The 23,063-nt window shown below is 47.0% G+C and carries 16 protein-coding genes, 4 rRNA genes, 1 pseudogene and 1 riboswitch; of the genes and pseudogenes, 19 read left to right on the plus strand and 2 right to left on the minus strand.

The window, feature by feature from the left end; all coding sequences use genetic code 11:
• Window positions 1-63 precede the first annotated feature (63 nt).
• A 5S ribosomal RNA gene (gene rrf, locus ACY8DX_RS01835) occupies window positions 64-180 on the plus strand.
• Window positions 181-929: 749 nt separating this feature from the next.
• Here rrf (ACY8DX_RS01835) and ACY8DX_RS01840 read toward each other — a convergent pair.
• On the minus strand, window positions 930-1,643 hold the full coding sequence (locus ACY8DX_RS01840) for a GNAT family N-acetyltransferase (protein WP_462406111.1): 714 nt from the start codon (window positions 1,641-1,643) through the stop codon (window positions 930-932).
• Window positions 1,633-2,844, minus strand: coding sequence for an MFS transporter (locus ACY8DX_RS01845; RefSeq protein ID WP_331456719.1), 1,212 nt, complete (start codon window positions 2,842-2,844; stop codon window positions 1,633-1,635). Before ACY8DX_RS01845 ends, ACY8DX_RS01840 begins: the two co-directional genes overlap by 11 nt.
• A gap of 228 nt (window positions 2,845-3,072) precedes the next feature.
• Between ACY8DX_RS01845 and ACY8DX_RS01850 the strand changes: the two genes are divergently transcribed.
• From ACY8DX_RS01850 to purH, 18 genes and pseudogenes are all read left to right on the plus strand, one after another.
• Window positions 3,073-3,528 carry a GNAT family N-acetyltransferase gene (locus tag ACY8DX_RS01850; RefSeq protein WP_462406112.1) on the plus strand — a complete coding sequence of 152 codons (456 nt, stop codon included), beginning with the start codon at window positions 3,073-3,075 and terminating at the stop codon, window positions 3,526-3,528.
• A 337-nt stretch (window positions 3,529-3,865) separates the two neighbouring features.
• A 16S ribosomal RNA gene (locus ACY8DX_RS01855) occupies window positions 3,866-5,421 on the plus strand.
• Between the two features lie 148 nt (window positions 5,422-5,569).
• A 23S ribosomal RNA gene (locus ACY8DX_RS01860) occupies window positions 5,570-8,505 on the plus strand.
• A 68-nt stretch (window positions 8,506-8,573) separates the two neighbouring features.
• Window positions 8,574-8,690, plus strand: a 5S ribosomal RNA gene (gene rrf, locus ACY8DX_RS01865).
• The 16S, 23S and 5S rRNA genes sit together here, the layout of an rRNA operon.
• A 441-nt stretch (window positions 8,691-9,131) precedes the next feature.
• Window positions 9,132-9,946 (plus strand): annotated as a pseudogene (locus ACY8DX_RS01870) (alpha/beta fold hydrolase).
• 4 nt (window positions 9,947-9,950) lie between these two features.
• The gene (locus tag ACY8DX_RS01875) at window positions 9,951-10,784 is read left to right on the plus strand and encodes a GrpB family protein (protein ID WP_462406113.1); all 834 of its coding nucleotides are present in this window, start codon (window positions 9,951-9,953) and stop codon (window positions 10,782-10,784) included.
• Between the two features lie 197 nt (window positions 10,785-10,981).
• A complete protein-coding gene (locus tag ACY8DX_RS01880) occupies window positions 10,982-11,218 on the plus strand; it encodes an NETI motif-containing protein (RefSeq protein WP_462406114.1) in 237 nt (78 codons plus the stop codon).
• Between the two features lie 99 nt (window positions 11,219-11,317).
• A riboswitch (purine riboswitch) is annotated at window positions 11,318-11,421 on the plus strand.
• Between the two features lie 131 nt (window positions 11,422-11,552).
• Window positions 11,553-12,041, plus strand: a complete 489-nt coding sequence (purE, locus tag ACY8DX_RS01885; RefSeq protein WP_462406115.1) for a 5-(carboxyamino)imidazole ribonucleotide mutase — start codon at window positions 11,553-11,555, stop codon at window positions 12,039-12,041.
• A 4-nt stretch (window positions 12,042-12,045) separates the two neighbouring features.
• Complete coding sequence (gene purK, locus ACY8DX_RS01890; protein WP_462406116.1) at window positions 12,046-13,182, plus strand: 5-(carboxyamino)imidazole ribonucleotide synthase; 1,137 nt, start codon at window positions 12,046-12,048, stop codon at window positions 13,180-13,182.
• 18 nt (window positions 13,183-13,200) lie between these two features.
• Window positions 13,201-14,493, plus strand: coding sequence for an adenylosuccinate lyase (purB, locus tag ACY8DX_RS01895; RefSeq protein ID WP_049672357.1), 1,293 nt, complete (start codon window positions 13,201-13,203; stop codon window positions 14,491-14,493).
• Between the two features lie 93 nt (window positions 14,494-14,586).
• Complete coding sequence (gene purC, locus ACY8DX_RS01900; protein ID WP_049672356.1) at window positions 14,587-15,306, plus strand: phosphoribosylaminoimidazolesuccinocarboxamide synthase; 720 nt, start codon at window positions 14,587-14,589, stop codon at window positions 15,304-15,306.
• Window positions 15,299-15,553: a phosphoribosylformylglycinamidine synthase subunit PurS gene (gene purS / locus ACY8DX_RS01905; RefSeq protein ID WP_049672355.1), complete on the plus strand. Its 255-nt coding sequence runs from the start codon at window positions 15,299-15,301 to the stop codon at window positions 15,551-15,553. Before purC ends, purS begins: the two co-directional genes overlap by 8 nt.
• Window positions 15,550-16,233: a phosphoribosylformylglycinamidine synthase subunit PurQ gene (purQ, locus tag ACY8DX_RS01910; protein WP_049672354.1), complete on the plus strand. Its 684-nt coding sequence runs from the start codon at window positions 15,550-15,552 to the stop codon at window positions 16,231-16,233. Before purS ends, purQ begins: the two co-directional genes overlap by 4 nt.
• Window positions 16,217-18,451, plus strand: coding sequence for a phosphoribosylformylglycinamidine synthase subunit PurL (purL, locus tag ACY8DX_RS01915; protein WP_462406117.1), 2,235 nt, complete (start codon window positions 16,217-16,219; stop codon window positions 18,449-18,451). The genes purQ and purL overlap by 17 nt, the downstream gene beginning before the upstream one ends.
• The gene (purF, locus tag ACY8DX_RS01920; protein ID WP_462406118.1) at window positions 18,427-19,848 is read left to right on the plus strand and encodes an amidophosphoribosyltransferase; all 1,422 of its coding nucleotides are present in this window, start codon (window positions 18,427-18,429) and stop codon (window positions 19,846-19,848) included. Before purL ends, purF begins: the two co-directional genes overlap by 25 nt.
• Before the next feature lie 33 nt (window positions 19,849-19,881).
• A complete protein-coding gene (gene purM / locus ACY8DX_RS01925; protein ID WP_462406119.1) occupies window positions 19,882-20,916 on the plus strand; it encodes a phosphoribosylformylglycinamidine cyclo-ligase in 1,035 nt (344 codons plus the stop codon).
• Window positions 20,917-20,932: 16 nt separating this feature from the next.
• A complete protein-coding gene (purN, locus tag ACY8DX_RS01930; protein WP_462406880.1) occupies window positions 20,933-21,496 on the plus strand; it encodes a phosphoribosylglycinamide formyltransferase in 564 nt (187 codons plus the stop codon).
• Window positions 21,497-21,510: 14 nt separating this feature from the next.
• Window positions 21,511-23,046 carry a bifunctional phosphoribosylaminoimidazolecarboxamide formyltransferase/IMP cyclohydrolase gene (gene purH, locus ACY8DX_RS01935; protein WP_462406120.1) on the plus strand — a complete coding sequence of 512 codons (1,536 nt, stop codon included), beginning with the start codon at window positions 21,511-21,513 and terminating at the stop codon, window positions 23,044-23,046.
• The last annotated feature ends 17 nt before the right edge of the window (window positions 23,047-23,063 follow it).

Below are 23,063 nucleotides of genomic sequence, written 5' to 3' on the forward strand. Positions count from 1 at the left end.
AAACGCATAGGCCAAACAAACATTATCCAGTTTTGAAAGAATGATTCAACATTCTTTTATAAGTCCGGTAACGATGGCGAAGAGGCCACACCCGTTCCCATTCCGAACACGGAAGTTAAGCTCTTCAGCGCCGATGGTAGTTGGGGCTCACGCCCCTGTGAGAGTAGGACGTTGCCGGGCAAGCGGAAACCAGTTCAGTATTGAACTGGTTTTTTTTGTGTTTTCAGAGCATCGTGAAGATGTGGGGAATATTAAAAAGGGGTAATAGAGGTTTAGTTTTCAAAAATTTTTAGGAAAAATAGCATCTAAAAACACATTAGCTTGTCATTTTTGCCGGTCAGAGGATGGACGGGCTTTCTTTTCTATCTCCCATTCTAAGGGTGAAATCTGGTGTTTATGGGCAAAAATTAAACTTAAGGGCGAAGACTTGTTGGTGAGTATAAGGATTTCTGCAAAATCCCTCTATTGAGTTAAATAAACGATTCAACTCAATAGAGGGATTTTTATCATGATACATAAGTGCCATCTATTCGTTATAGCAGTGATCGTATATCTAATATCTGATTAATTTATAATTGATGTCATGCGTATCTTTGGGTATTATTTTACATATAGTGGGAAATTGTTACAAAATAGATGATAGTATGTTTGATATAGAGAGAGGAATCTGCTGAAGGGGTGAAAGGATGAATAATGTAAAGAAGGCCATATTCTTTAGGTGGTTTTATGCTGTGTTGGCTCCGGTAGTATTGTATTTCGCTACTTGGGGTATACTGCCTCCTTATGTGTATGTCCTCGTAGCTATCATATGTTTGTTATCTACGCTATTCATGACTGGAGTAATGAAGAAGCAATCGGCAAGGGAAGAGTAAATATATGCTGTTGCATAAACAAAGCCAGTTCAAGGGTGAACTGGCTTTTCCCTTTATTTAGTTGACTCTCTTATACACCTTATTCTTCTCCAATTCCATACAGCCATTCTTCTTAAAGACCTGGAGCATGGGTAGATTTTTATGACTCGTACTGCCAATATAATAGGCTGCTCCAAATGTACGCATAAGAAGATTCAATGTATGCTGGTGGATGAGGATACTTTTTCCTTTTCCTCTTTCTTCGGGAATTAGGCCAAAATAAAAGATTCTCCCCTCTTGAGCTGTTCCTTCCTCTATATGAGGGATAGTCACTCCGATTGGTTGGCCTTTTTCATATACCATGATGCAAGACCGGCGGTATTCAGAACCAAGTTCGATTTTAATTGATTCCATTTGTTCCTCCGCATTCATAGAGGGAGGAGCATTTAAAGAAGCGTGCATTACTTGATTCCAGACTGTAGTGAACTCCTTTTCAGATATGGTGTAAAGGTCTATGAAAGTATATGGGCTATGAGCTGGCTCAATATTTAACTCCTTTTGCACAGTGATGATTTCATCATGGAACTGAAAGTCATACTCCTGTAAAAGCCGTTCTATCTCCGGGCTGAATTGGCTGTTCACGAGAATGTTAAGATACCGGATGGCATTAACACAGGGTTGTTCCATTAGATCGATGATGAATTCAGTCAGCTCTTCCTCTGAAAGATATTTCGTATCTTCAATTGAGATGAAATTGGCTCCTTTAACGATTTTGACTTTCTCAATTGTCATATCTTCCCCTCCAGTGCTCCGTAAATAACATTCTATACTTAAACATGAGCAGGCTCGCCACTCCTAGTATAAGGGCAGAAAGAATAAACACAGCTCTCACCCCAAATAGATCAGCGCCTATACCCATTAATAGGGAAGCGAAACCAAATGTCCCAGTAGAGAGGGCGCCGAGTGAGGTATACACAGTTGATAGCTGCTCCTTAGGTACACTCCTTTGAATGACCGTTTGCTGGGGAATGTCTTTTAATTGGGCGAAAAAGCCGATTAATAGGGAAAGAAATACAGCAATGAGCGGTATGCTGTTGAAGCTGAATAGCAGGGTGACAAGGAAGGAAGCTGCTATGCTCCAACACATCACCATCCCTAATCTTCTCTCGATAAAGGAGCTGTACTTAACACAATAGATACTCCCGATAATCAACCCAAAGAAGAATGCCCCATTAATAAATCCCCACCATCTTTCATCACTGTTCAATGTCTCGGTTACAAATACGAGGATGATGGCAGCGACCCAAACGGTACCTGCAATGGTTTCAAGAACATCCATCTTGGTGATTACCCGTAATACAGGAGTAGAAAAGATGGTTCTCCATCCTTTTTTCAATCGATCTTGTTTGGCGGTCTGTTCAATAGGAGCTGAGACAACATCAGCCAGCAGGCAAAGCAAGAGGCTTGCCAGGATGAACAAAACAACGGCAATCCAAATTAGCGCCTTTGAACTGACAAATAATAAAGCGGCGCTGCTGATAAACCACATAGTTGCTTGAATGAGCTGGGTAATGGACTCACCCAATCCATTTGCCTTCAACAGCTGCTCAGGATTCACATAATGAGGAATCAGAGCTTGTCGAATCGGGTTTGCGCAACCGTCAAGGAAGGCAATCAATCCAATAGTTAGGAATACCCATCCATAGGTTGATCCCGACAGCATGGACCAGCTTAAGCCTAATAAGATAAGTGAAAAGGTCTTGCCAATCTGCGAACCTGTCATTAACCATTTCAAACTGACTTTACCGAATAGTAGAGGAGTCAGGAGGCTTGATAAGAACATGGCGGATGTAATCGTAAACGGTACGAAGGAAGCCGCCGCTGCAGAGCCTGTCTGGGTAAAAATCAGATTGATGATACTGACCATATAGAGAACATCGCCGATATTAGCGGCAGACTGTCCCATAATGAGAAGGTTGAAATTTCTGTTCAATTGTCTATCCCCCATTCATTTTATTGCTTTAAATATGAATGGGTTGACTCAAATTGGACTGTTCATTCAGAAGACACCTTTCATAGAAAGATAAATCATTGGGGGATAGATTTATCATAAGATCATCTATATGTATTCCATTTCTTTCAGTATAATCCTTCTTTTTAAAATTGATAAAAGGAATACATCTTCCAGTGAAGAATTAGTAATAACAAGGGGGAGTTAAATATGTATCAATATGTTAATGGGCTTGTTATTCGAGATGGCACGGAGGGAGTCCCGGCTGCGCAGGTCGAAAATCTTTTTAAGGATGCGGGCTGGGCACGGGATATACCATCATGGCAAAAGGAAAAGTACACACTAATATTCCAGAAATCAACCTGGGCTTTTACGGTTTGGGATGTTGATCGAATGGTGGCGATGGTTCGTGTGATCTCAGACAAAATTATGGCGGCTAATATTATGGACCTTGTGGTTTTATCGGAATATAAGGGGAGAGGGATTGGCCGAAGACTAGTTGAGCTCTGTGTCCAGAAGCTGCCTCATGGTGATTGGTTTGCACATACATCAGCAGCTAATTTCAGCTTTTATGAGAAGTGTGGATTTGAGGTAAAGGATTTAAATGAGAATGGAACCTGTGCTTACTATGGGTATATCAAAGCTCGTGAGGAAGGACATAGGTGAATTTATTTCCTCTAAATCCCAGTATATTTTATCGGACAAAGGTGGTATATTTAATGAGCTAATTCATTAAGCAATGGTTTTTGAAAAAAGTTATAAAAAAGTATTGCGTTAATGAAAAATATCAGGTATTATATAAAAGTTGCTTCCGAAAAACGAGATAAAAACTTTTAAAAAAAGTTCTTGCTTTTAAGAAGTAATGAGAGTATAATAAATAAGGTCGCTAAGGCGATTGAAAAAGATTGTTCTTTGAAAACTAAACAAAACGAAACGCTAAGCAAGTCTTAAAAAAGAGAGTTTAACTCTCGTCAATGTTTTAAATTATAGCTAGATCAAACATCTTTTGGAGAGTTTGATCCTGGCTCAGGACGAACGCTGGCGGCGTGCCTAATACATGCAAGTCGAGCGAATCAGATGGGAGCTTGCTCCCGGATGATTAGCGGCGGACGGGTGAGTAACACGTGGGCAACCTGCCCGTAAGATTGGGATAACTCCGGGAAACCGGTGCTAATACCGAATAGTTTCTGACACCTCATGGTGTCAGAGGGAAAGTTGGCTTTTAGCTAACACTTACGGATGGGCCCGCGGCGCATTAGCTAGTTGGTGAGGTAACGGCTCACCAAGGCGACGATGCGTAGCCGACCTGAGAGGGTGATCGGCCACACTGGGACTGAGACACGGCCCAGACTCCTACGGGAGGCAGCAGTAGGGAATCTTCCGCAATGGACGAAAGTCTGACGGAGCAACGCCGCGTGAGCGAAGAAGGCCTTCGGGTCGTAAAGCTCTGTTGTCAGGGAAGAACAAGTGCCATTCGAATAGGTTGGCACCTTGACGGTACCTGACCAGAAAGCCACGGCTAACTACGTGCCAGCAGCCGCGGTAATACGTAGGTGGCAAGCGTTGTCCGGAATTATTGGGCGTAAAGCGCGCGCAGGCGGTCCTTTAAGTCTGATGTGAAAGCCCACGGCTCAACCGTGGAGGGTCATTGGAAACTGGAGGACTTGAGTGCAGAAGAGAAGAGTGGAATTCCACGTGTAGCGGTGAAATGCGTAGAGATGTGGAGGAACACCAGTGGCGAAGGCGACTCTTTGGTCTGTAACTGACGCTGAGGCGCGAAAGCGTGGGGAGCAAACAGGATTAGATACCCTGGTAGTCCACGCCGTAAACGATGAGTGCTAAGTGTTAGGGGGTTTCCGCCCCTTAGTGCTGCAGCTAACGCATTAAGCACTCCGCCTGGGGAGTACGGCCGCAAGGCTGAAACTCAAAGGAATTGACGGGGGCCCGCACAAGCGGTGGAGCATGTGGTTTAATTCGAAGCAACGCGAAGAACCTTACCAGGTCTTGACATCCTCTGAAAACCCTAGAGATAGGGCGTTCCCCTTCGGGGGACAGAGTGACAGGTGGTGCATGGTTGTCGTCAGCTCGTGTCGTGAGATGTTGGGTTAAGTCCCGCAACGAGCGCAACCCTTGTCCTTAGTTGCCAGCATTCAGTTGGGCACTCTAGGGAGACTGCCGGTGACAAACCGGAGGAAGGTGGGGATGACGTCAAATCATCATGCCCCTTATGACCTGGGCTACACACGTGCTACAATGGGTGGTACAAAGGGCAGCAAGACCGCGAGGTTAAGCAAATCCCATAAAACCACTCTCAGTTCGGATTGCAGGCTGCAACTCGCCTGCATGAAGCTGGAATCGCTAGTAATCGCGGATCAGCATGCCGCGGTGAATACGTTCCCGGGCCTTGTACACACCGCCCGTCACACCACGAGAGTTTGTAACACCCGAAGTCGGTGGGGTAACCCTTACGGGAGCCAGCCGCCGAAGGTGGGACAGATGATTGGGGTGAAGTCGTAACAAGGTAGCCGTATCGGAAGGTGCGGCTGGATCACCTCCTTTCTAAGGAATATAGACTGCCTCAGCCAAGTAGTTTTGTTTAGTTTTGAAGGAGCAATCCTTCTGAAAATTGTTCTTTGAAAACTGGATAATGTAGTAAGGCAAAGTAATGCGTCATTAATGTATAAAAACCGAGTAAGAGTTTTTTAACGGTTAAGTTAATAAGGGCGCACGGTGGATGCCTTGGCACTAGGAGCCGATGAAGGACGGGACTAACACCGATATGCTTCGGGGAGCTGTAAGTAAGCTTTGATCCGGAGATTTCCGAATGGGGAAACCCACTGTTCGTAATGGAGCAGTATCTTACACTGAATTCATAGGTGTATGAAGGCACACCCGGGGAACTGAAACATCTAAGTACCCGGAGGAAGAGAAAGCAAACGCGATTTCCTGAGTAGCGGCGAGCGAAACGGAACCAGCCCAAACCAGAAGGCTTGCCTTCTGGGGTTGTAGGACACTCATTGTGGAGTTACAAAGGAACGGGGTAGGCGAAGCGACCTGGAAAGGTCCGTCAGAGAAGGTAACAACCCTGTAACCGAAACTTCGTTCCCTCCCGAGTGGATCCTGAGTACGGCGGAACACGAGGAATTCCGTCGGAATCCGGGAGGACCATCTCCCAAGGCTAAATACTCCCTAGTGACCGATAGTGAACCAGTACCGTGAGGGAAAGGTGAAAAGCACCCCGGAAGGGGAGTGAAAGAGATCCTGAAACCGTGTGCCTACAAGTAGTCAGAGCCCGTTAACGGGTGATGGCGTGCCTTTTGTAGAATGAACCGGCGAGTTACGATCCCATGCGAGGTTAAGTTGAAGAGACGGAGCCGCAGCGAAAGCGAGTCTGAATAGGGCGTATGAGTATGTGGTCGTAGACCCGAAACCAGGTGATCTACCCATGTCCAGGATGAAGTCCAGGTAACACTGGATGGAGGTCCGAACCCACGCACGTTGAAAAGTGCGGGGATGAGGTGTGGGTAGCGGAGAAATTCCAATCGAACCTGGAGATAGCTGGTTCTCTCCGAAATAGCTTTAGGGCTAGCCTCGAACTGAGAGTCTTGGAGGTAGAGCACTGTTTGGACTAGGGGCCCTCATCGGGTTACCGAATTCAGACAAACTCCGAATGCCAAAGACTTATGTTCGGGAGTCAGACTGCGAGTGATAAGATCCGTAGTCAAAAGGGAAACAGCCCAGACCGCCAGCTAAGGTCCCAAAGTATACGTTAAGTGGAAAAGGATGTGGAGTTGCCCAGACAACCAGGATGTTGGCTTAGAAGCAGCCACCATTTAAAGAGTGCGTAATAGCTCACTGGTCGAGTGACTCTGCGCCGAAAATGTACCGGGGCTAAACGTATCACCGAAGCTGCGGATGCATACCGTATGGTATGCGTGGTAGGAGAGCGTTCTAAGGGCTGTGAAGCATGACCGGAAGGACATGTGGAGCGCTTAGAAGTGAGAATGCCGGTATGAGTAGCGAAAGAAGGGTGAGAATCCCTTCCACCGAATGCCTAAGGTTTCCTGAGGAAGGCTCGTCCGCTCAGGGTTAGTCAGGACCTAAGCCGAGGCCGAAAGGCGTAGGCGATGGACAACAGGTTGATATTCCTGTACCACCTCTCTTCCATTTGAGTGATGGGGGGACGCAGTAGGATAGGGTAAGCGCGCTGTTGGATATGCGCGTCCAAGCAGTTAGGCCGATGAGTAGGCAAATCCGCTCATCACACAAGGCTGAGCTGTGATGGCGAGGGAACTAGAGTACCGAAGTTCCTGATTCCACACTGCCAAGAAAAGCCTCTAGCGAGGAAGAAGGTGCCTGTACCGCAAACCGACACAGGTAGGCGAGGAGAGAATCCTAAGGTGATCGAGAGAACTCTCGTTAAGGAACTCGGCAAAATGACCCCGTAACTTCGGGAGAAGGGGTGCTCACCAGGGTGTCAAAGCCCAGGTGAGCCGCAGTGAAAAGGCCCAGGCGACTGTTTAGCAAAAACACAGGTCTCTGCGAAGCCGCAAGGCGAAGTATAGGGGCTGACGCCTGCCCGGTGCTGGAAGGTTAAGAGGAGCGCTTAGCATTAGCGAAGGTGCGAATTGAAGCCCCAGTAAACGGCGGCCGTAACTATAACGGTCCTAAGGTAGCGAAATTCCTTGTCGGGTAAGTTCCGACCCGCACGAAAGGCGTAACGATCTGGGCACTGTCTCAACGAGAGACTCGGTGAAATTATAGTACCTGTGAAGATGCAGGTTACCCGCGACAGGACGGAAAGACCCCGTGGAGCTTTACTGCAGCCTGATATTGAATTTTGGTACAGCTTGTACAGGATAGGTAGGAGCCTTTGAAGCCGGAGCGCCAGCTTCGGTGGAGGCGTCGGTGGGATACTACCCCCGCTGTATTGAACTTCTAACCCGCACCCCTGAACCGGGGTGGGAGACAGTGTCAGGTGGGCAGTTTGACTGGGGCGGTCGCCTCCTAAAGAGTAACGGAGGCGCCCAAAGGTTCCCTCAGAATGGTTGGAAATCATTCGCAGAGTGTAAAGGCACAAGGGAGCTTGACTGCGAGACCTACAAGTCGAGCAGGGACGAAAGTCGGGCTTAGTGATCCGGTGGTTCCGCATGGAAGGGCCATCGCTCAACGGATAAAAGCTACCCCGGGGATAACAGGCTTATCTCCCCCAAGAGTCCACATCGACGGGGAGGTTTGGCACCTCGATGTCGGCTCATCGCATCCTGGGGCTGTAGTCGGTCCCAAGGGTTGGGCTGTTCGCCCATTAAAGCGGTACGCGAGCTGGGTTCAGAACGTCGTGAGACAGTTCGGTCCCTATCCGTCGTGGGCGCAGGAAATTTGAGAGGAGCTGTCCTTAGTACGAGAGGACCGGGATGGACGCACCGCTGGTGTACCAGTTGTTCCGCCAGGAGCATAGCTGGGTAGCTACGTGCGGACGGGATAAGTGCTGAAAGCATCTAAGCATGAAGCCCCCCTCGAGATGAGATTTCCCATAGCGCAAGCTAGTAAGAACCCTGAAAGATGATCAGGTAGATAGGTCCGAGGTGGAAGTGTGGCGACACATGGAGCTGACGGATACTAATCGTTCGAGGACTTAACCAAGAACAAAACGCATAGGCCAAACAAACATTATCCAGTTTTGAAAGAATGATTCAACATTCTTTTATAAGTCCGGTAACGATGGCGAAGAGGCCACACCCGTTCCCATTCCGAACACGGAAGTTAAGCTCTTCAGCGCCGATGGTAGTTGGGGCTCACGCCCCTGTGAGAGTAGGACGTTGCCGGGCAAGCGGAAACCAGTTCAGTATTGAACTGGTTTTTTTGTGTTTTCGGAGCATCGTGAAGATGCAAGGGAAATGAAAATGGCTTAACAGAGGGGTAGTTTTCAAAGATTTTGAGGAGAAAAGTCAAATTAGCTTCTAAAAACACATTAGCTTGTCATTTTTGACGGTCAGAGGATAGATGAGCTTTCTATTTTATCTCCCATTCCCCTGTTTTCAAGATTTAAGGGCGAAACATGCAGCCTATGGGCGATAATAAGGTGGTAAGGGCAAAGTTTACACGTTAAGGGAGAAAATTCTTGATTAAAATTACACCCCAGAGAAACTAAGGTATGCTGCCTATTTTTGAAAGGTTTCCTCCTAATAATCTAGGACAACAAAAAGGAACCTTCTCTACATTGTCGAATTGATAAGTTAGAAAGCCAAATAAGGAGAATGTCTATGCCAATGTGGGAACAACAGATCATCCAGACAGGCAGGGGTTCCTTTGAAATTTTTATCAAGGGGAATGGAAACCCTGTCTGTGGCACGCATGATTACTCAGCTTTTAATCATACAGGTGATTATTTTGCAGATACATTTACGAATCGGAATCAGGTCATCCTAATTAATTTGAAGAATGCTGGCAACTCTGATCGAGCAGAGCATCCGCATGAATTGAGCCTAATAGATTCTGTTTTGGATTTAGAGGAGATTCGAAAGTAGTTGGGATATACAGAGTGGATATATGCGGGGGATTCAACTGGAGGGATGATTGGCATCCTATATGGAATCCATTATTCAATGTCCTTAAAGGCTCTCATTTTGGTGGGAACAGCCGCTAGAGAGTATAGCTCATCAAGTAGGTGCATATATCATGTTCTACATCCTCAATTTAAGAGAATGCAAGAGTTAATGAAACTTTTAAAAGAGCCAGGGCTTGGTGAAGTTGAGAGAGCTAATCTGACGAAGGAACGAACTCAGCTGTCGTTATATCATGCTGAGAAGTATGAGGAGTATTTTTCAAAGGACATCAGGAATTCAGCAGGGAAGCATTAATCTATGATGTGACAAGGCAATTGATTAGGATTCATGCCAGGACGGCTGTTTTATGCGGTCAATATGATGTCCAGTGCCCTGTGGAGTTTTCAATTGAATTGAGTGAAGGGATTCGAGATGCCTATCTGCATGTTTTTCCCTATAGCAATCATTATCCCCATCTAGAGGAAAGACGTGATTTCAAGCGTGTGACGGCTGATTTTCTGAGAGAGATAGAGGGGTGAGTAGATGACAAAGTCAATTGTTGAAATAGAGACTTATGATCCCAGTTGGGAGAATCAATTTGAGAGAGAGAAGCAAGGGATTGAAGAGGTACTCGGACAGTATGCAGTCATGATTGAACATATCGGAAGTACTTCTGTGAGAGGGCTCGCAGCGAAGCCGATTATCGACATAATGGTCGGCACTGTTGATATAGAGGATGCGGCGTTATTTACAGGACCTTTATGTGAAATAGGGTATGAATATGTTCCTAAACCTGCGTTTGAGAGTAAGGGGAGATTTTTCTTTCGCAAAGGTGTGTGGGGCAAAGGAACCTGTCACTTGCATGTATGTAAATGGAATGGCAGTGAATGGAGGGATAAGCTGATGTTTCGCGATTACCTCCGGGCGCATCCAGAAGCAGCTGCCGAATATGCGTCCTTGAAACGGCAGCTTGCCATAAAGCATAAAGATGAACGATCTGCTTATACGAAAGAAAAGGAGCCCTTCATTCAAGCAATCCTTTTGAAGGTCAGAGATCTAAGGAGGCCTAATATGTTTGTGAAAATATACGAATATCACATACAGAAAGAGAAAGAGGCCCTTTTCTTAGACATCCAAGATAAGGTGAGGGCTCTCTATCAGGAGTATGTGAGCTGCGATGTCATGCTCTTGAAAAGCCTGGATGACGAAACGAAGTGGGTAGAGGTTTCGAAATATGACAATGAGGATGCGTATCAGAATGCCATCCAAATAATCAATAAAGAACGAGCTGTCCAAGCTTTGTTTAAGGCATTTGAAGGGTGCTTAGTTGCAGATAAAGCGGAGATTAGCGAACAGAATTATATACGAATGTCTTAACGAGTATGATATAACCAGTTCTGATGAGGGCTGGTTATTATTATGGGCAGAATTTAAACCGTTAGTCGAGCGAAGTGAACGTGTTGTATATCGAGGAACCTTTAGGAATTATATCTGCTTAATTAATTACTGGCTAAAACAGTTCTTAAATTCCTCCCCCTTTTCCCTTTAGCATTCCCGAAAAATAGGATACACTAATGGTGAGTCATTTAAGTAAGAAAGGACGAGTAGTATTGGCGAAGCCGAAGAAGCAGCGTTTTGAGCTGATGGACAACGAGACGATCGATGCGTGTTTGGATCGGATGAAAAGAGAAGGATATTTTCCGGTGAAGCGGGTGGAGAAGCCGATTTTCAAGGAAGTGATTTCTGAAGGGAATACGGAATATGTGCCGGTTTCGAGGCAGATTATCTTTGAAGGAAAGTTAATGGAGTAGAAAAAGCGAACGTTTTTCTAATAAAACTTAAAAACGTTCGAATTTCAGTTGACAGTTAAAAGTTCGGATTGTTAATATGAATACGAACATACAATACAAATTTATACGCAATGTTTCTCTCATATAATAGCGGGGATATGGCCTGCGAGTTTCTACCCAAAAACCGAATAAATTTTTGGACTATGAGGGAAAGCACATTCTCAACGTTTTTTTGAGGTAAGCATTTCCTTCGTTTAGGATGCTTATGGCATGGCTGATGAAGCTGTGTGGGCTGCTTTCTCTTTATGGAAAGTGTGTTCATGCAGCTTTTTTATATGGAGAGGAGATAATAGATATGAACCCTCAGGTTGGAGTCATCATGGGAAGCATCTCAGATTGGGAAACGATGAAATATGCTTGTGAGATCTTGGATATGTTTGAAGTGGAGTATGAGAAGAAGGTTGTTTCGGCGCATCGGACGCCGGATCTCATGTTTGAATACGCAGGCAGTGCCCGTCATAGAGGCTTAAAGGTGATTATTGCCGGTGCGGGCGGTGCAGCTCATTTGCCTGGAATGGTAGCGGCGAAGACGAACTTGCCGATCATTGGTGTACCCGTGCAGTCAAAGGCATTGAATGGCTTGGATTCCTTGCTGTCCATCGTGCAGATGCCAGGAGGGGTTCCGGTAGCGACGGTTTCAATCGGCACGGCAGGTGCGAAAAATGCTGGGCTACTTGCGGTGAAGATCCTTGGCACGTTTGAACAGGGATTAGCCGAGAAGCTTGAGGAGTATACGTTGAAGCTGCAAAAACAATCGATGGAAAGTTGTGATGAACTTGACTGAGCAGATGAGGGTGATTTTGCCGGGACAGACAATTGGAATCATTGGCGGAGGTCAGCTTGGGAGAATGATGGCATTGGCAGCGAAGCAATCAGGCTTTAAGATTGCGGTCCTTGATCCAACGCCGAACAGCCCATGCGGACAGGTGGCCGATGTTGAGATTACCGCAGCCTTTCATGATGCGAATGCATTGGAGCAGCTTGCTGAGATGAGCGATGTCGTCACATTTGAGTTTGAGAATATTGATGCGGATTCCCTTGATGGAATTGCTGAGAAGGTATGGATTCCGCAAGGGACGGATATTTTGCGAATCACGCAGGACCGAATCCTTGAGAAGCGGGCAATTGAGAAATCTGGCGTAAGAGTGGCGCCATTTGCTGAGGTATATGATCGTGAGGATTTAAATCAGGCGCTGCAAGTGATTGGTTTCCCTTCTGTTTTGAAAACGGCTAGAGGCGGTTATGATGGGAAGGGACAGCTTGTTTTATGGAGTGAAGTTGACCTTCAACTGGCAGGGGATATTCTGGCACATGGTCCTTGTGTGCTTGAACAGTTCATTCCTTTCGAGAAGGAGATCTCCGTCATTGTGACGAGGAAAGCGGATGGAGAGTTCAGGGTCTTCCCAGTTGTGGAGAATATTCATGTAAACAATATCCTGCATGAGACGATTGCGCCGGCAAGAATCAGCGAGGCGGCACAGGGAGCTGCGATTGATATGGCGTATCAGCTGGCCGTATCACTTGATTTAGTTGGAACCCTTGCGATTGAAATGTTCTTAGTTAGTGAGGACGAAATACTCATTAATGAGCTTGCTCCTAGGCCGCATAATTCCGGCCATTATTCCATTGAGGCATGTGTTACCTCACAGTTTGAGCAGCATATCCGGGCGGTTTGCAATTGGCCGCTCGGGCAGACAGAGATGCACATGAATGCCGTGATGGTTAATGTGCTTGGGGAGCATGTGGACGGCGTTATCGGTGCAATTGTGGAAAACCCGGAATGGAAGGTCCATTTCTACGGGAAAGAGGAAGCAAAGACCGGCCGGAAAATGGGACATATCACGATTTTAAATCCGGATCCTTCAGAGGTCCTCGAAGAGCTTGAGTTAACAAAGATTTGGACAAATAAAAGCATGATTAAATAGAAAAGGTGGACAACATACATGATTGAACGTTATACAAGACCTGAAATGGGAGCTATTTGGACGGAGGAGAACCGTTTCAAGGCTTGGCTGGAAGTAGAAATCTTAGCGTGTGAGGCATGGGCTGAGCTGGGCGCAATCCCGAAAGAGGACGTCAAGGCACTTCGGGAGAATGCATCCTTTGATGTGAGCCGCATTAAGGAAATTGAAGCGGAAACACGCCATGATGTGGTCGCTTTCACACGTGCGGTTTCTGAAACGCTTGGTGAGGAGCGGAAATGGGTGCATTACGGCCTTACTTCTACCGATGTGGTGGATACGGCGCTATCTTATTTGCTGAAGCAGGCCAATGAAATCTTGCTTGCGGATGTAGAGCGTTTCATCGCTATTCTAGAGGAAAAGGCGAAGGAGCATAAATACACCGTTATGATGGGGCGCACGCATGGAGTACATGCAGAGCCGACGACCTTTGGTTTAAAGCTTGCTCTATGGGTGGAGGAAATGAAACGTAATCAAGAGCGCTTGAAGGCAGCAGCGAAGAATGTAGAGTTCGGAAAAATCTCCGGTGCGGTTGGTACGTATGCGAATATCGACCCGTTTGTTGAACAGTATGTATGCGAAAAGCTTGGCATTTCCGCTTCACCGATTTCCACCCAAACCTTGCAGCGTGACCGCCATGCTCAATATATGTCTACGCTCGCACTTGTGGCGACATCCATTGAGAAGTTCGCGACTGAAATCCGCGGATTGCAAAAGAGTGAGACACGTGAAGTGGAGGAGTTCTTCGCGAAAGGGCAGAAAGGTTCCTCTGCGATGCCGCATAAACGCAATCCAATTGGCTCTGAGAATATGACAGGTCTTGCACGTGTTATTAGGGGCCATATGGTTACAGCCTATGAGAATGTGACACTTTGGCATGAAAGAGATATCTCTCATTCCTCAGCGGAGCGCATTATTCTTCCGGATGCAACAATCCTGTTAAACTATATGCTGAACCGTTTCGGCAATATTGTTAAGAACTTAACGGTATTCCCGGAAAACATGAAACGTAATATGGAGCGCACCTTCGGCTTGATTTACTCCCAGCGTGTCCTTCTAGCGTTGATTGATAAAGGCTTATCCAGAGAGAAGGCGTATGATACTGTACAGCCGAAAGCAATGGAGGCGTGGGAAAAGCAGGTTCAATTCAGACAGCTGCTTGATGAGGATGAAGTCATTACAAGCTACTTGTCCAAAGAGGAATTGGATGATTGCTTTGACTATAACTATCACTTGAAGAATGTGGACTTAATTTTTGACCGATTAGGGCTTTAAGGAATAGAGGGCATCCTTTTCTTGATTAGGAGGCATGCCCTCATTCATTCCCTCATATAGCATTAATGATATTTCCATTTAGGAGGCTATACAGTGATACAAGGTGAACTTCTTTATGAAGGCAAGGCGAAACGTATTTATGCAACAGAAAGCCCAGAGATTGTGCTTGTTCAGTATAAAGATTCAGCAACAGCTTTTAATGGAGAGAAATTCGCAACCATTGATGGCAAGGGCCAGCTGAACAACCAGATTACAAGTCTGCTATTTCAAGAGCTTCGTAAATCAGGAGTCGAGTCTCATTTCGTGGAGCAGATTTCAAAGAATGAACAGCTCGTCAAACGTGTGAGCATTATTCCTCTAGAGGTGGTTGTCCGCAATGTGTCAGCCGGAAGCTTTGCCAAAAGAGTCGGCATGGACGAAGGCATTCCGTTAAAGCGTCCGATTGTGGAGTTTTATTATAAGGATGATGCACTCGGCGACCCGCTGATTACAGAGGATCATATCAATATTCTCGAACTTGCGAGTGAAGCTGATGTGGCTGAATTGAAGGAGAAGGCTTTGCTGATTAATCAGAAGCTTTTAGAGCTGTTTGCCTCTGTGGGAATTAGATTAATTGATTTCAAGCTTGAATTTGGCAAGGATCGTCACGGTCATATCTTATTAGCGGATGAAATTTCACCCGATACGTGCCGCCTATGGGATGAGGTTTCAAACGAGAAATTGGATAAAGATGTGTTCCGCCGGGAATTAGGCAGCCTAACTGATGCATACGAAAAAATACTAGAAAAGCTGGAGGGCCTCCAAAATGTATAAAGTGAAAGTTTATGTGACTTTACGTGAAAGTGTGCTAGATCCTCAAGGTACTGCTGTTCAGAAATCTCTGAATACCATGAATTATCGAGAAGTTAAGGATGTCCGTATCGGCAAATATATGGAGCTCTCTTTGGAGAAATCTGATCGGGATTTGGATGAAGTGATTCAGAGCATGTGTGAAAAATTACTGGTCAATACCGTGATAGAGGATTACCGCTATGAGGTTGAGGAGGTAGCAGTGAAGTGAAATTTGCCGTAATCGTCTTCCCAGGATCGAATTGTGATATTGATATGTATCATGCTGTTGTAGATGAATTGGGTGAAGAGGCTGAGTATGTCTGGCATACGGAAACAAGTCTTGATGGCTTTGATGCGGTCTTGCTTCCAGGCGGATTTTCGTACGGGGATTACCTGCGCTGTGGTGCTATTGCTCGCTTCTCGCCCATTATGGAGGCAGTCAAGAAGGCGGCAGAGGCCGGTAAGCCTATTCTTGGCGTTTGCAATGGGTTCCAGGTGCTTCTTGAGGCGGGTCTTCTCCCGGGTGCGATGCAGCGGAATGCAGGTCTGAAATTTATCTGCCGTCCGCAGGAGCTGGTAGTAGAGCAGACGGATTCACCATTCACTTCCTGCTATGAAGAAGGTGAGATTATCACGATTCCTATCGCCCATGGGGAAGGGAATTATTATTGTGATGATGCGACCTTGCAGCAATTAAAGGACCAAAACCGTATCCTGTTCACTTATAATGGCAATCCGAACGGAAGCCATGAGAATATCGCCGGAATCATGAACGAGAAGAAGAATGTTCTTGGCATGATGCCTCACCCGGAGCGGGCTGTTTCATCCATGCTTGGCAGTGATGACGGGCTGAAGCTATTTAAATCTATTGTCCAATATTGGAGGGAATCCCATGTCGTTAATGCTTGAACCGAATCCATCTCAGATTAAAGAAGAACGCGTGTATGCCACAATGGGGCTGACAGATGAGGAGTTCGCCAGTATTGAGAAGATTTTAGGACGCTTGCCGAACTATACGGAAACAGGGCTATTCTCCGTTATGTGGTCTGAGCACTGCAGCTATAAGAATTCTAAGCCTGTACTGAGGAAGTTCCCGACTGAAGGAGAGCGTGTTCTCCAAGGTCCTGGGGAGGGCGCAGGTATCGTGGATATCGGTGACGGTCAGGCGGTCGTGTTCAAGATTGAAAGCCATAATCACCCTTCTGCTATTGAGCCTTATCAAGGGGCGGCCACAGGGGTCGGCGGAATTATCCGTGATGTCTTCTCGATGGGAGCCCGTCCAATTGCCCTCCTTAATTCTCTTCGCTTTGGCGAGCTGACTACGCCGCGCATGAAGTATTTATTCGAGGAGATTGTGGCTGGAATTGCAGGCTATGGGAACTGTATCGGGATTCCGACAGTCGGCGGTGAAATCCAGTTTGATCCGTCCTATGAGGGAAACCCTTTGGTAAATGCGATGTGTGTCGGACTCATTAACCATGAGGATATTAAGGTTGGTCAGGCCCGCGGTGTTGGCAATACGGTTATGTATGTCGGCGCGAAGACAGGCCGTGATGGAATCCACGGGGCGACATTTGCTTCGGAGGAATTGACAGACGAATCTGATTCCAAGCGTCCGGCGGTACAGGTCGGCGATCCATTCATGGAGAAGCTTCTCCTTGAGGCATGTCTTGAATTGATCCAATCAGATGCCCTTGTCGGCATTCAGGATATGGGAGCAGCTGGGCTGACGAGCTCCTCTGCTGAGATGGCTTCGAAGGCAGGGAGCGGAATTGAAATGAATCTAGACCTCGTTCCACAGCGTGAGACGGGGATGACTCCATATGAAATGATGCTTTCTGAATCACAGGAGCGGATGCTGATTGTCGTGAAGAAAGGCCGTGAAGCCGAGATTGAGGCATTATTCGAGAAATACGGGCTTGAAGCAGTGGCTGTCGGTGTCGTAACAGATGATCGGATGCTTCGTTTGAAGCATCATGGCGATATTGTGGCAGAAGTTCCGGCAGATGCCCTGGCAGAGGATGCACCAGTTTATCATAAGCCTTCCAAAGAGCCAGCTTACATTCGTGAATTCCGTGAAATGGAGACAGAGATTCCAGCGGTAGAGAATTATACGAAAACCCTTCTTGCCTTGTTAGAACAGCCAACGATTGCGAGCAAGGAGTGGGTGTATGATCAATACGATTACATGGTTCGCACGAACACAGTTGTTGCACCGGGCTCTGATGCCGCCGTTGTTCGGATTCGCGGAACGAAGAAGGCACTTGCGATGACAACGGATTGTAACTCCCGTTATTTATATCTGGACCCAGAGGTTGGCGGGCAGATTGCGGTGGCTGAGGCAGCACGTAATATCATCTGTTCCGGCGGTGAGCCGCTTGCTATCACAGATTGCCTGAATTTTGGGAATCCGGAGAAGCCGGAGATCTTCTGGCAGCTGGAGAAGGCAGCAGACGGGATGAGCGAAGGATGCCGTACACTAGGTACGCCGGTGATTGGCGGGAATGTTTCCTTGTATAACGAAACGAATGGAGAAGCCATTTACCCGACTCCTGTTGTGGGCATGGTTGGACTTATACATGATACAGATCATATTACGACCCAGGCTTTTAAAAAAGCAGGAGATTTCATTTATACCATTGGCGAAACGACACCTGAATTCGGAGGAAGCGAGCTGCAAAAGTATACGAACAGCGGACGTATTTATGGCCAAGCGCCTAAATTAGACCTTCAGGTGGAGAAAGGACGCCAGCAAGCCTTGCTTAGAAGCATACAGAAGGGACTTGTCGAATCGGCGCATGATATTTCAGAGGGCGGTTTAGCGGTAGCACTTGCAGAAGGACTGTTCGGTACAGACGGACTTGGACTTGAGGTCGAGATTGAGGGAGATATCGTAACAGCCTTATTCGCTGAAACACAATCACGCTTTATTGTTTCTGTAGAGGCGGCGAATCAAGCAGCTTTTGAAGCGATGATGCCAGAAGCCAAATTAGCTGGAATGGTAACGAATACAGGTCGATATGTCATTCGGATGAAAGATGAGCAGAACATCATAGATATTAAAGCAACGGAGCTATTGAATGCTTGGAAGGGAGCTATACCATGCTTGCTGAAATCCGTGGATTAAATGAAGAGTGTGGATTGTTTGGAATTTGGGGCCATGAAGAGGCCCCTCAGCTCACTTATTATGGACTACACAGCCTTCAGCATAGGGGCCAAGAGGGAGCTGGTATGGTCGTGACGGATGGTGAAGCCCTTCGTGCTCATAAAGCAGAAGGACTTGTGAATGATGTGTTTTCCCAAAAAATCATAGAGGATTTAAAGGGGAAGAGTGCAATCGGCCATGTGCGCTATGCGACAGCAGGCGGAGGCGGTATTGCAAATGTGCAGCCATTCCTTTTCAATTCTCAGACTGTAGGCAGCTTTGCTCTTGCGCATAATGGCAATCTCGTTAACGCGACTAGCCTGAAGAACCAGCTTGAAATGCAGGGAAGTATCTTTCAAACGACCTCTGATACAGAGGTATTAGCCCATTTGATTCGCCGTTCTGGAACAGGAGCCTTCAAGGATCGTGTGAAACAGGCGCTTTCGCTTGTACAAGGCGCTTATGCGTTCCTTGTGATGACTGAGACAGATATGCTTGTTGCGGTTGACCCGCATGGTTTACGCCCTGTTTCCATCGGCCGGCTCGGTAAGGCTTATGTTGTCGCGTCTGAAACATGTGCCTTTGACCTTGTCGGTGCGGAATACATTCGTGATGTGGAGCCGGGGGAGCTCGTCATTATTAATGATGAGGGACTTCACTCCGAACTTTTCGCGGTATCAAGCGGCCGTGCGATGTGCAGTATGGAATATATTTATTTCTCCAGACCGGACAGCAATATCGACGGCATTAATGTTCATACAGCCAGAAAGAGCCTTGGGAAACGATTGGCGATGGAGGCGCAGATTGAAGCAGATGTTGTAACTGGTGTTCCGGATTCAAGCATTTCCGCGGCTATTGGGTTTGCTGAGGCGAGCGGCATCCCTTATGAGATGGGGCTTATCAAGAATCGCTATGTCGGCCGTACATTCATTCAGCCCTCCCAGTCCTTGCGTGAACAAGGAGTCAAGATGAAGCTGGCCCCTGTTCGCGGCGTTGTTGAAGGGAAACGCGTCATTATGGTCGATGATTCCATTGTTCGAGGCACGACGAGCAGACGAATTGTGAACATGCTGAAGGAAGCGGGGGCGAAGGAAGTGCATGTGTGTATCAGTTCGCCCCCAATCAAAAACCCGTGCTTCTACGGAATTGATACATCCTCAAAGGAGGAATTGATTGCGGGCAGGAATTCTGTTGAGGAAATCCGCCAATTGATCGGGGCAGACTCTCTGACATTTTTGAGTGTGGAAGGAACGATTGAAGCCATCGGCCGCCCGTTTGAGGGAGAATACCGCGGACAGTGCATGGCTTGCTTTACCGGCAAGTACCCGACAGAGATCTATACGATGGATGACCATCCGTATGAGAAAATCAAACAATAGCAGAATCCGTACTTGAGGGAGAGGAAGATAACGATGTCGAATGCTTATAAGAACGCGGGTGTAGATATTGAGGCAGGCTATGAAGCTGTGGAACGCATGAAAAAGCATGTCAGCCGCACAAAGCGGCAGGGAGTGCTCGGATCGCTTGGCGGATTCGGCGGGATGTTTGACTTGAGCTCCATAAACGTAAAGGAGCCGGTACTTGTATCCGGTACGGATGGGGTCGGCACAAAGCTTTTGATTGCAATGATGTTGGATGAGCATGACACAATCGGCATAGATTGTGTGGCCATGTGTGTAAATGATGTCGTTGCTCAAGGAGCAGAACCGCTCTTCTTCCTTGATTACATCGCATGCGGAAAGGCTGTACCGGAGAAAATCGAGGCGATCGTAAAGGGCATTTCGGAAGGTTGTGTCCAAGCAGGCTGCGCCCTGATTGGCGGAGAAACGGCTGAAATGCCAGGTTTGTACAGCCCCGAGGAGTATGATTTGGCCGGATTTACAGTTGGTGCTGTAGAAAAGAGACAAATGCTTGATGGCAGCAAGGTAGCAGAAGGGGACGTCCTGATTGGCTTGCCTTCAAGCGGTATCCATAGCAATGGCTACTCACTCGTACGCAAGGTTCTCCTTGAGGATGCGAAGATGGATCTTTCCACGTATGTAGAGGAATTAGGCTGTACATTGGGAGCTGAATTGCTGCGGCCGACGAAGATTTATGTGAAGCCGGTCCTGGCTGCACTTGAGACGGGAGCCGTCCATGGGATTTCGCATATCACCGGCGGCGGTTTTATTGAGAATCTTCCGCGTATGCTGAAAGAAGGCCAAGGCGTAGAGATTGAAGAAGGAACATGGGAGATTCCTGCTATTTATCAGTTGTTAAAGGAGAAGGGCTCTTTAGCAGATGAAGAGATGTATAACGTCTTTAATATGGGAATCGGCATGGTGCTTGCGGTGGAGCCTGGCGAGGTGGAAAAGGTGATTCATGCATTGAAGGAGAGCGGAGAGCTGCCAGTCATGATTGGGCGTGTAACGAGAGTTCCGGGAGTCCAATTCAGTGGAAATGATTAAGATAAAGGGAGACGTCATGACAAAGATTGCGATATTTGCATCAGGGAGCGGAAGTAATTTTCAAGCAATAGTAGAGGCAGTAAATACAGGGAATGTGCACGCATCAATTGAAATGCTGGTATGTGATCAGCCTGAGGCCTATTGTGTGACACGGGCGAAAGAGCTGGGAGTGCCTTCATTGACCTTCAGGCCGAAGGATTACTCCTCAAAGACAGCATATGAAGAGGATGTACTGTCCACTCTGCGTGAAAGGTCTGTGGAGTGGATTATCCTCGCCGGCTATATGCGATTGATTGGACCAGTTCTATTAGAAGCTTATCCGAATAGAATTCTGAACATCCACCCATCTCTACTGCCGGCATTCCCAGGGAAAGACGCAGTTGGGCAAGCCATGGCAGCCGGTGTAAAGGTATCAGGTGTGACAATTCATTATGTAGATGCAGGGATGGATACTGGGCCGATTATTGCTCAGGAGGCCATCATAATTGAAGACGGGGACGATTCGGCTCGGGTCCATGAGAAAATCCAGCAGGTAGAACACCGATTGTATCCAGCCATTATAGAAAAGGTATGTAATTGACAGGAGGAGCGTAAATGGCAGCTAAGCGTGCATTAATCAGCGTATCGGATAAAACAGGAATTGTAGAATTTGCAAAGAAAGTAGCGAATCTTGGATTTGAGATCATCTCAACAGGAGGGACGAAAAAAACGCTGGCCGACAATGGCATCCCGGTAAAAGGGGTCAGTGACGTGACCGGTTTTCCTGAAATAATGGACGGACGTGTGAAAACATTGCACCCAGCCATTCATGGAGGGCTTTTAGGAAAGCAGGACAACGACTCACACATGCAGCAGCTGGCAGAGCAGGGCATCATGCCTATCCAGCTTGTTTGCGTGAACCTTTACCCATTTCAGCAGACGATTGCTAAAGAGGGCGTAACGGTAGAGGATGCAATTGAGAATATTGATATCGGGGGGCCTGCGATGCTTCGTGCCTCAGCGAAGAACCACGAATCTGTCGCCGTTGTTGTAGACCCGGCAGATTATGAAGATGTGTTGAAGGGATTAGAAAATGGTGAGCTTTCTTTACAGGAAAGAAGACGTCTTGCAGCCAAGGTATTCCGCCATACTGCAGCCTATGATGCCATGATCGCAGAATATATGACAAACCTGGCAGAAGAAGAACAGCCGGAGTCCGTTACGGTTACCTATACATTGAAACAGCCGCTTCGTTATGGGGAGAATCCGCACCAAAAGGCAGCCTTCTATAAGAAACCGCTGGGCACAGCCTTCTCAATTGCTAATGCTGAGCAGCTTCATGGGAAGGAGCTTTCCTATAATAATATCAATGATGCAGATGCCGCCCTTCAAATCGTGAAGGAATTTGACCAGCCAGCAGCAGTGGCGGTTAAGCATATGAACCCTTGCGGCGTCGGTACGGGCAAAACGATTTCAGATGCCTTCCAAAAAGCCTACTTTGCTGATTCTACTTCGATTTTCGGCGGAATTGTGGCTTTGAATCGTGAAGTCGATGCTGAGACAGCCGGTGCTTTGCATGAGATATTCTTAGAAATCGTCATTGCTCCATCCTTCTCGGAGGAGGCGCTCCAAATTTTGACCTCGAAGAAGAATATTCGCCTGCTGACTGTTGATTTCAGCTCCAAGGGTGTGATGGAGAAGAAGTTCACCTCTGTTGCCGGCGGGTTGTTAATGCAGGATTTGGACAACGCGACATTGGCTGAAGCCGATATGAAGATCGCGACGAAAAGAGAGCCGACCGAGGAGGAATGGGAAGCGCTCAAGTTTGGCTGGAAGGTTGTAAAGCATGTGAAGTCGAATGCTATTGTCGTTGCAAATCGCCAGATGACGCTTGGAGTCGGTGCCGGCCAAATGAATCGAATTGGAGCGGCGAATATTGCGATAGAGCAAGCATGCGATAAAGCGAAGGGAGCTATTTTAGCTTCCGATGCCTTCTTCCCAATGGATGATACTGTTGAGGCAGCGGCAAAAGCGGGCATTACAGCAATCATTCAGCCAGGCGGGTCGGTTCGTGATGAGGACTCCATCAAGAAGGCAGATGAATATGGAATTGCCATGGTCTTTACAGGCGTGCGTCATTTCAAACATTAATAAGGAGTTGGAGAGGG

Source organism: Gracilibacillus sp. Marseille-QA3620 (assembly GCF_054950035.1).

Excerpts from the sequence above, each read along its gene's own strand:
- ACY8DX_RS01840 (WP_462406111.1), bottom strand. The coding sequence starts at position 1,643 with ATGACAATTGAGAAAGTCAAAATCGTTAAAGGAGCCAATTTCATCTCA.
- ACY8DX_RS01850 (WP_462406112.1), top strand. The coding sequence starts at position 3,073 with ATGTATCAATATGTTAATGGGCTTGTTATTCGAGATGGCACGGAGGGA.
- ACY8DX_RS01875 (WP_462406113.1), top strand. The coding sequence starts at position 9,951 with ATGACAAAGTCAATTGTTGAAATAGAGACTTATGATCCCAGTTGGGAG.
- ACY8DX_RS01880 (WP_462406114.1), top strand. The coding sequence starts at position 10,982 with ATGGTGAGTCATTTAAGTAAGAAAGGACGAGTAGTATTGGCGAAGCCG.
- purE (WP_462406115.1), top strand. The coding sequence starts at position 11,553 with ATGAACCCTCAGGTTGGAGTCATCATGGGAAGCATCTCAGATTGGGAA.
- purK (WP_462406116.1), top strand. The coding sequence starts at position 12,046 with ATGAGGGTGATTTTGCCGGGACAGACAATTGGAATCATTGGCGGAGGT.
- purB (WP_049672357.1), top strand. The coding sequence starts at position 13,201 with ATGATTGAACGTTATACAAGACCTGAAATGGGAGCTATTTGGACGGAG.
- purS (WP_049672355.1), top strand. The coding sequence starts at position 15,299 with ATGTATAAAGTGAAAGTTTATGTGACTTTACGTGAAAGTGTGCTAGAT.
- purL (WP_462406117.1), top strand. The coding sequence starts at position 16,217 with ATGTCGTTAATGCTTGAACCGAATCCATCTCAGATTAAAGAAGAACGC.
- purF (WP_462406118.1), top strand. The coding sequence starts at position 18,427 with ATGCTTGCTGAAATCCGTGGATTAAATGAAGAGTGTGGATTGTTTGGA.
- purM (WP_462406119.1), top strand. The coding sequence starts at position 19,882 with ATGTCGAATGCTTATAAGAACGCGGGTGTAGATATTGAGGCAGGCTAT.
- purN (WP_462406880.1), top strand. The coding sequence starts at position 20,933 with ATGACAAAGATTGCGATATTTGCATCAGGGAGCGGAAGTAATTTTCAA.
- purH (WP_462406120.1), top strand. The coding sequence starts at position 21,511 with ATGGCAGCTAAGCGTGCATTAATCAGCGTATCGGATAAAACAGGAATT.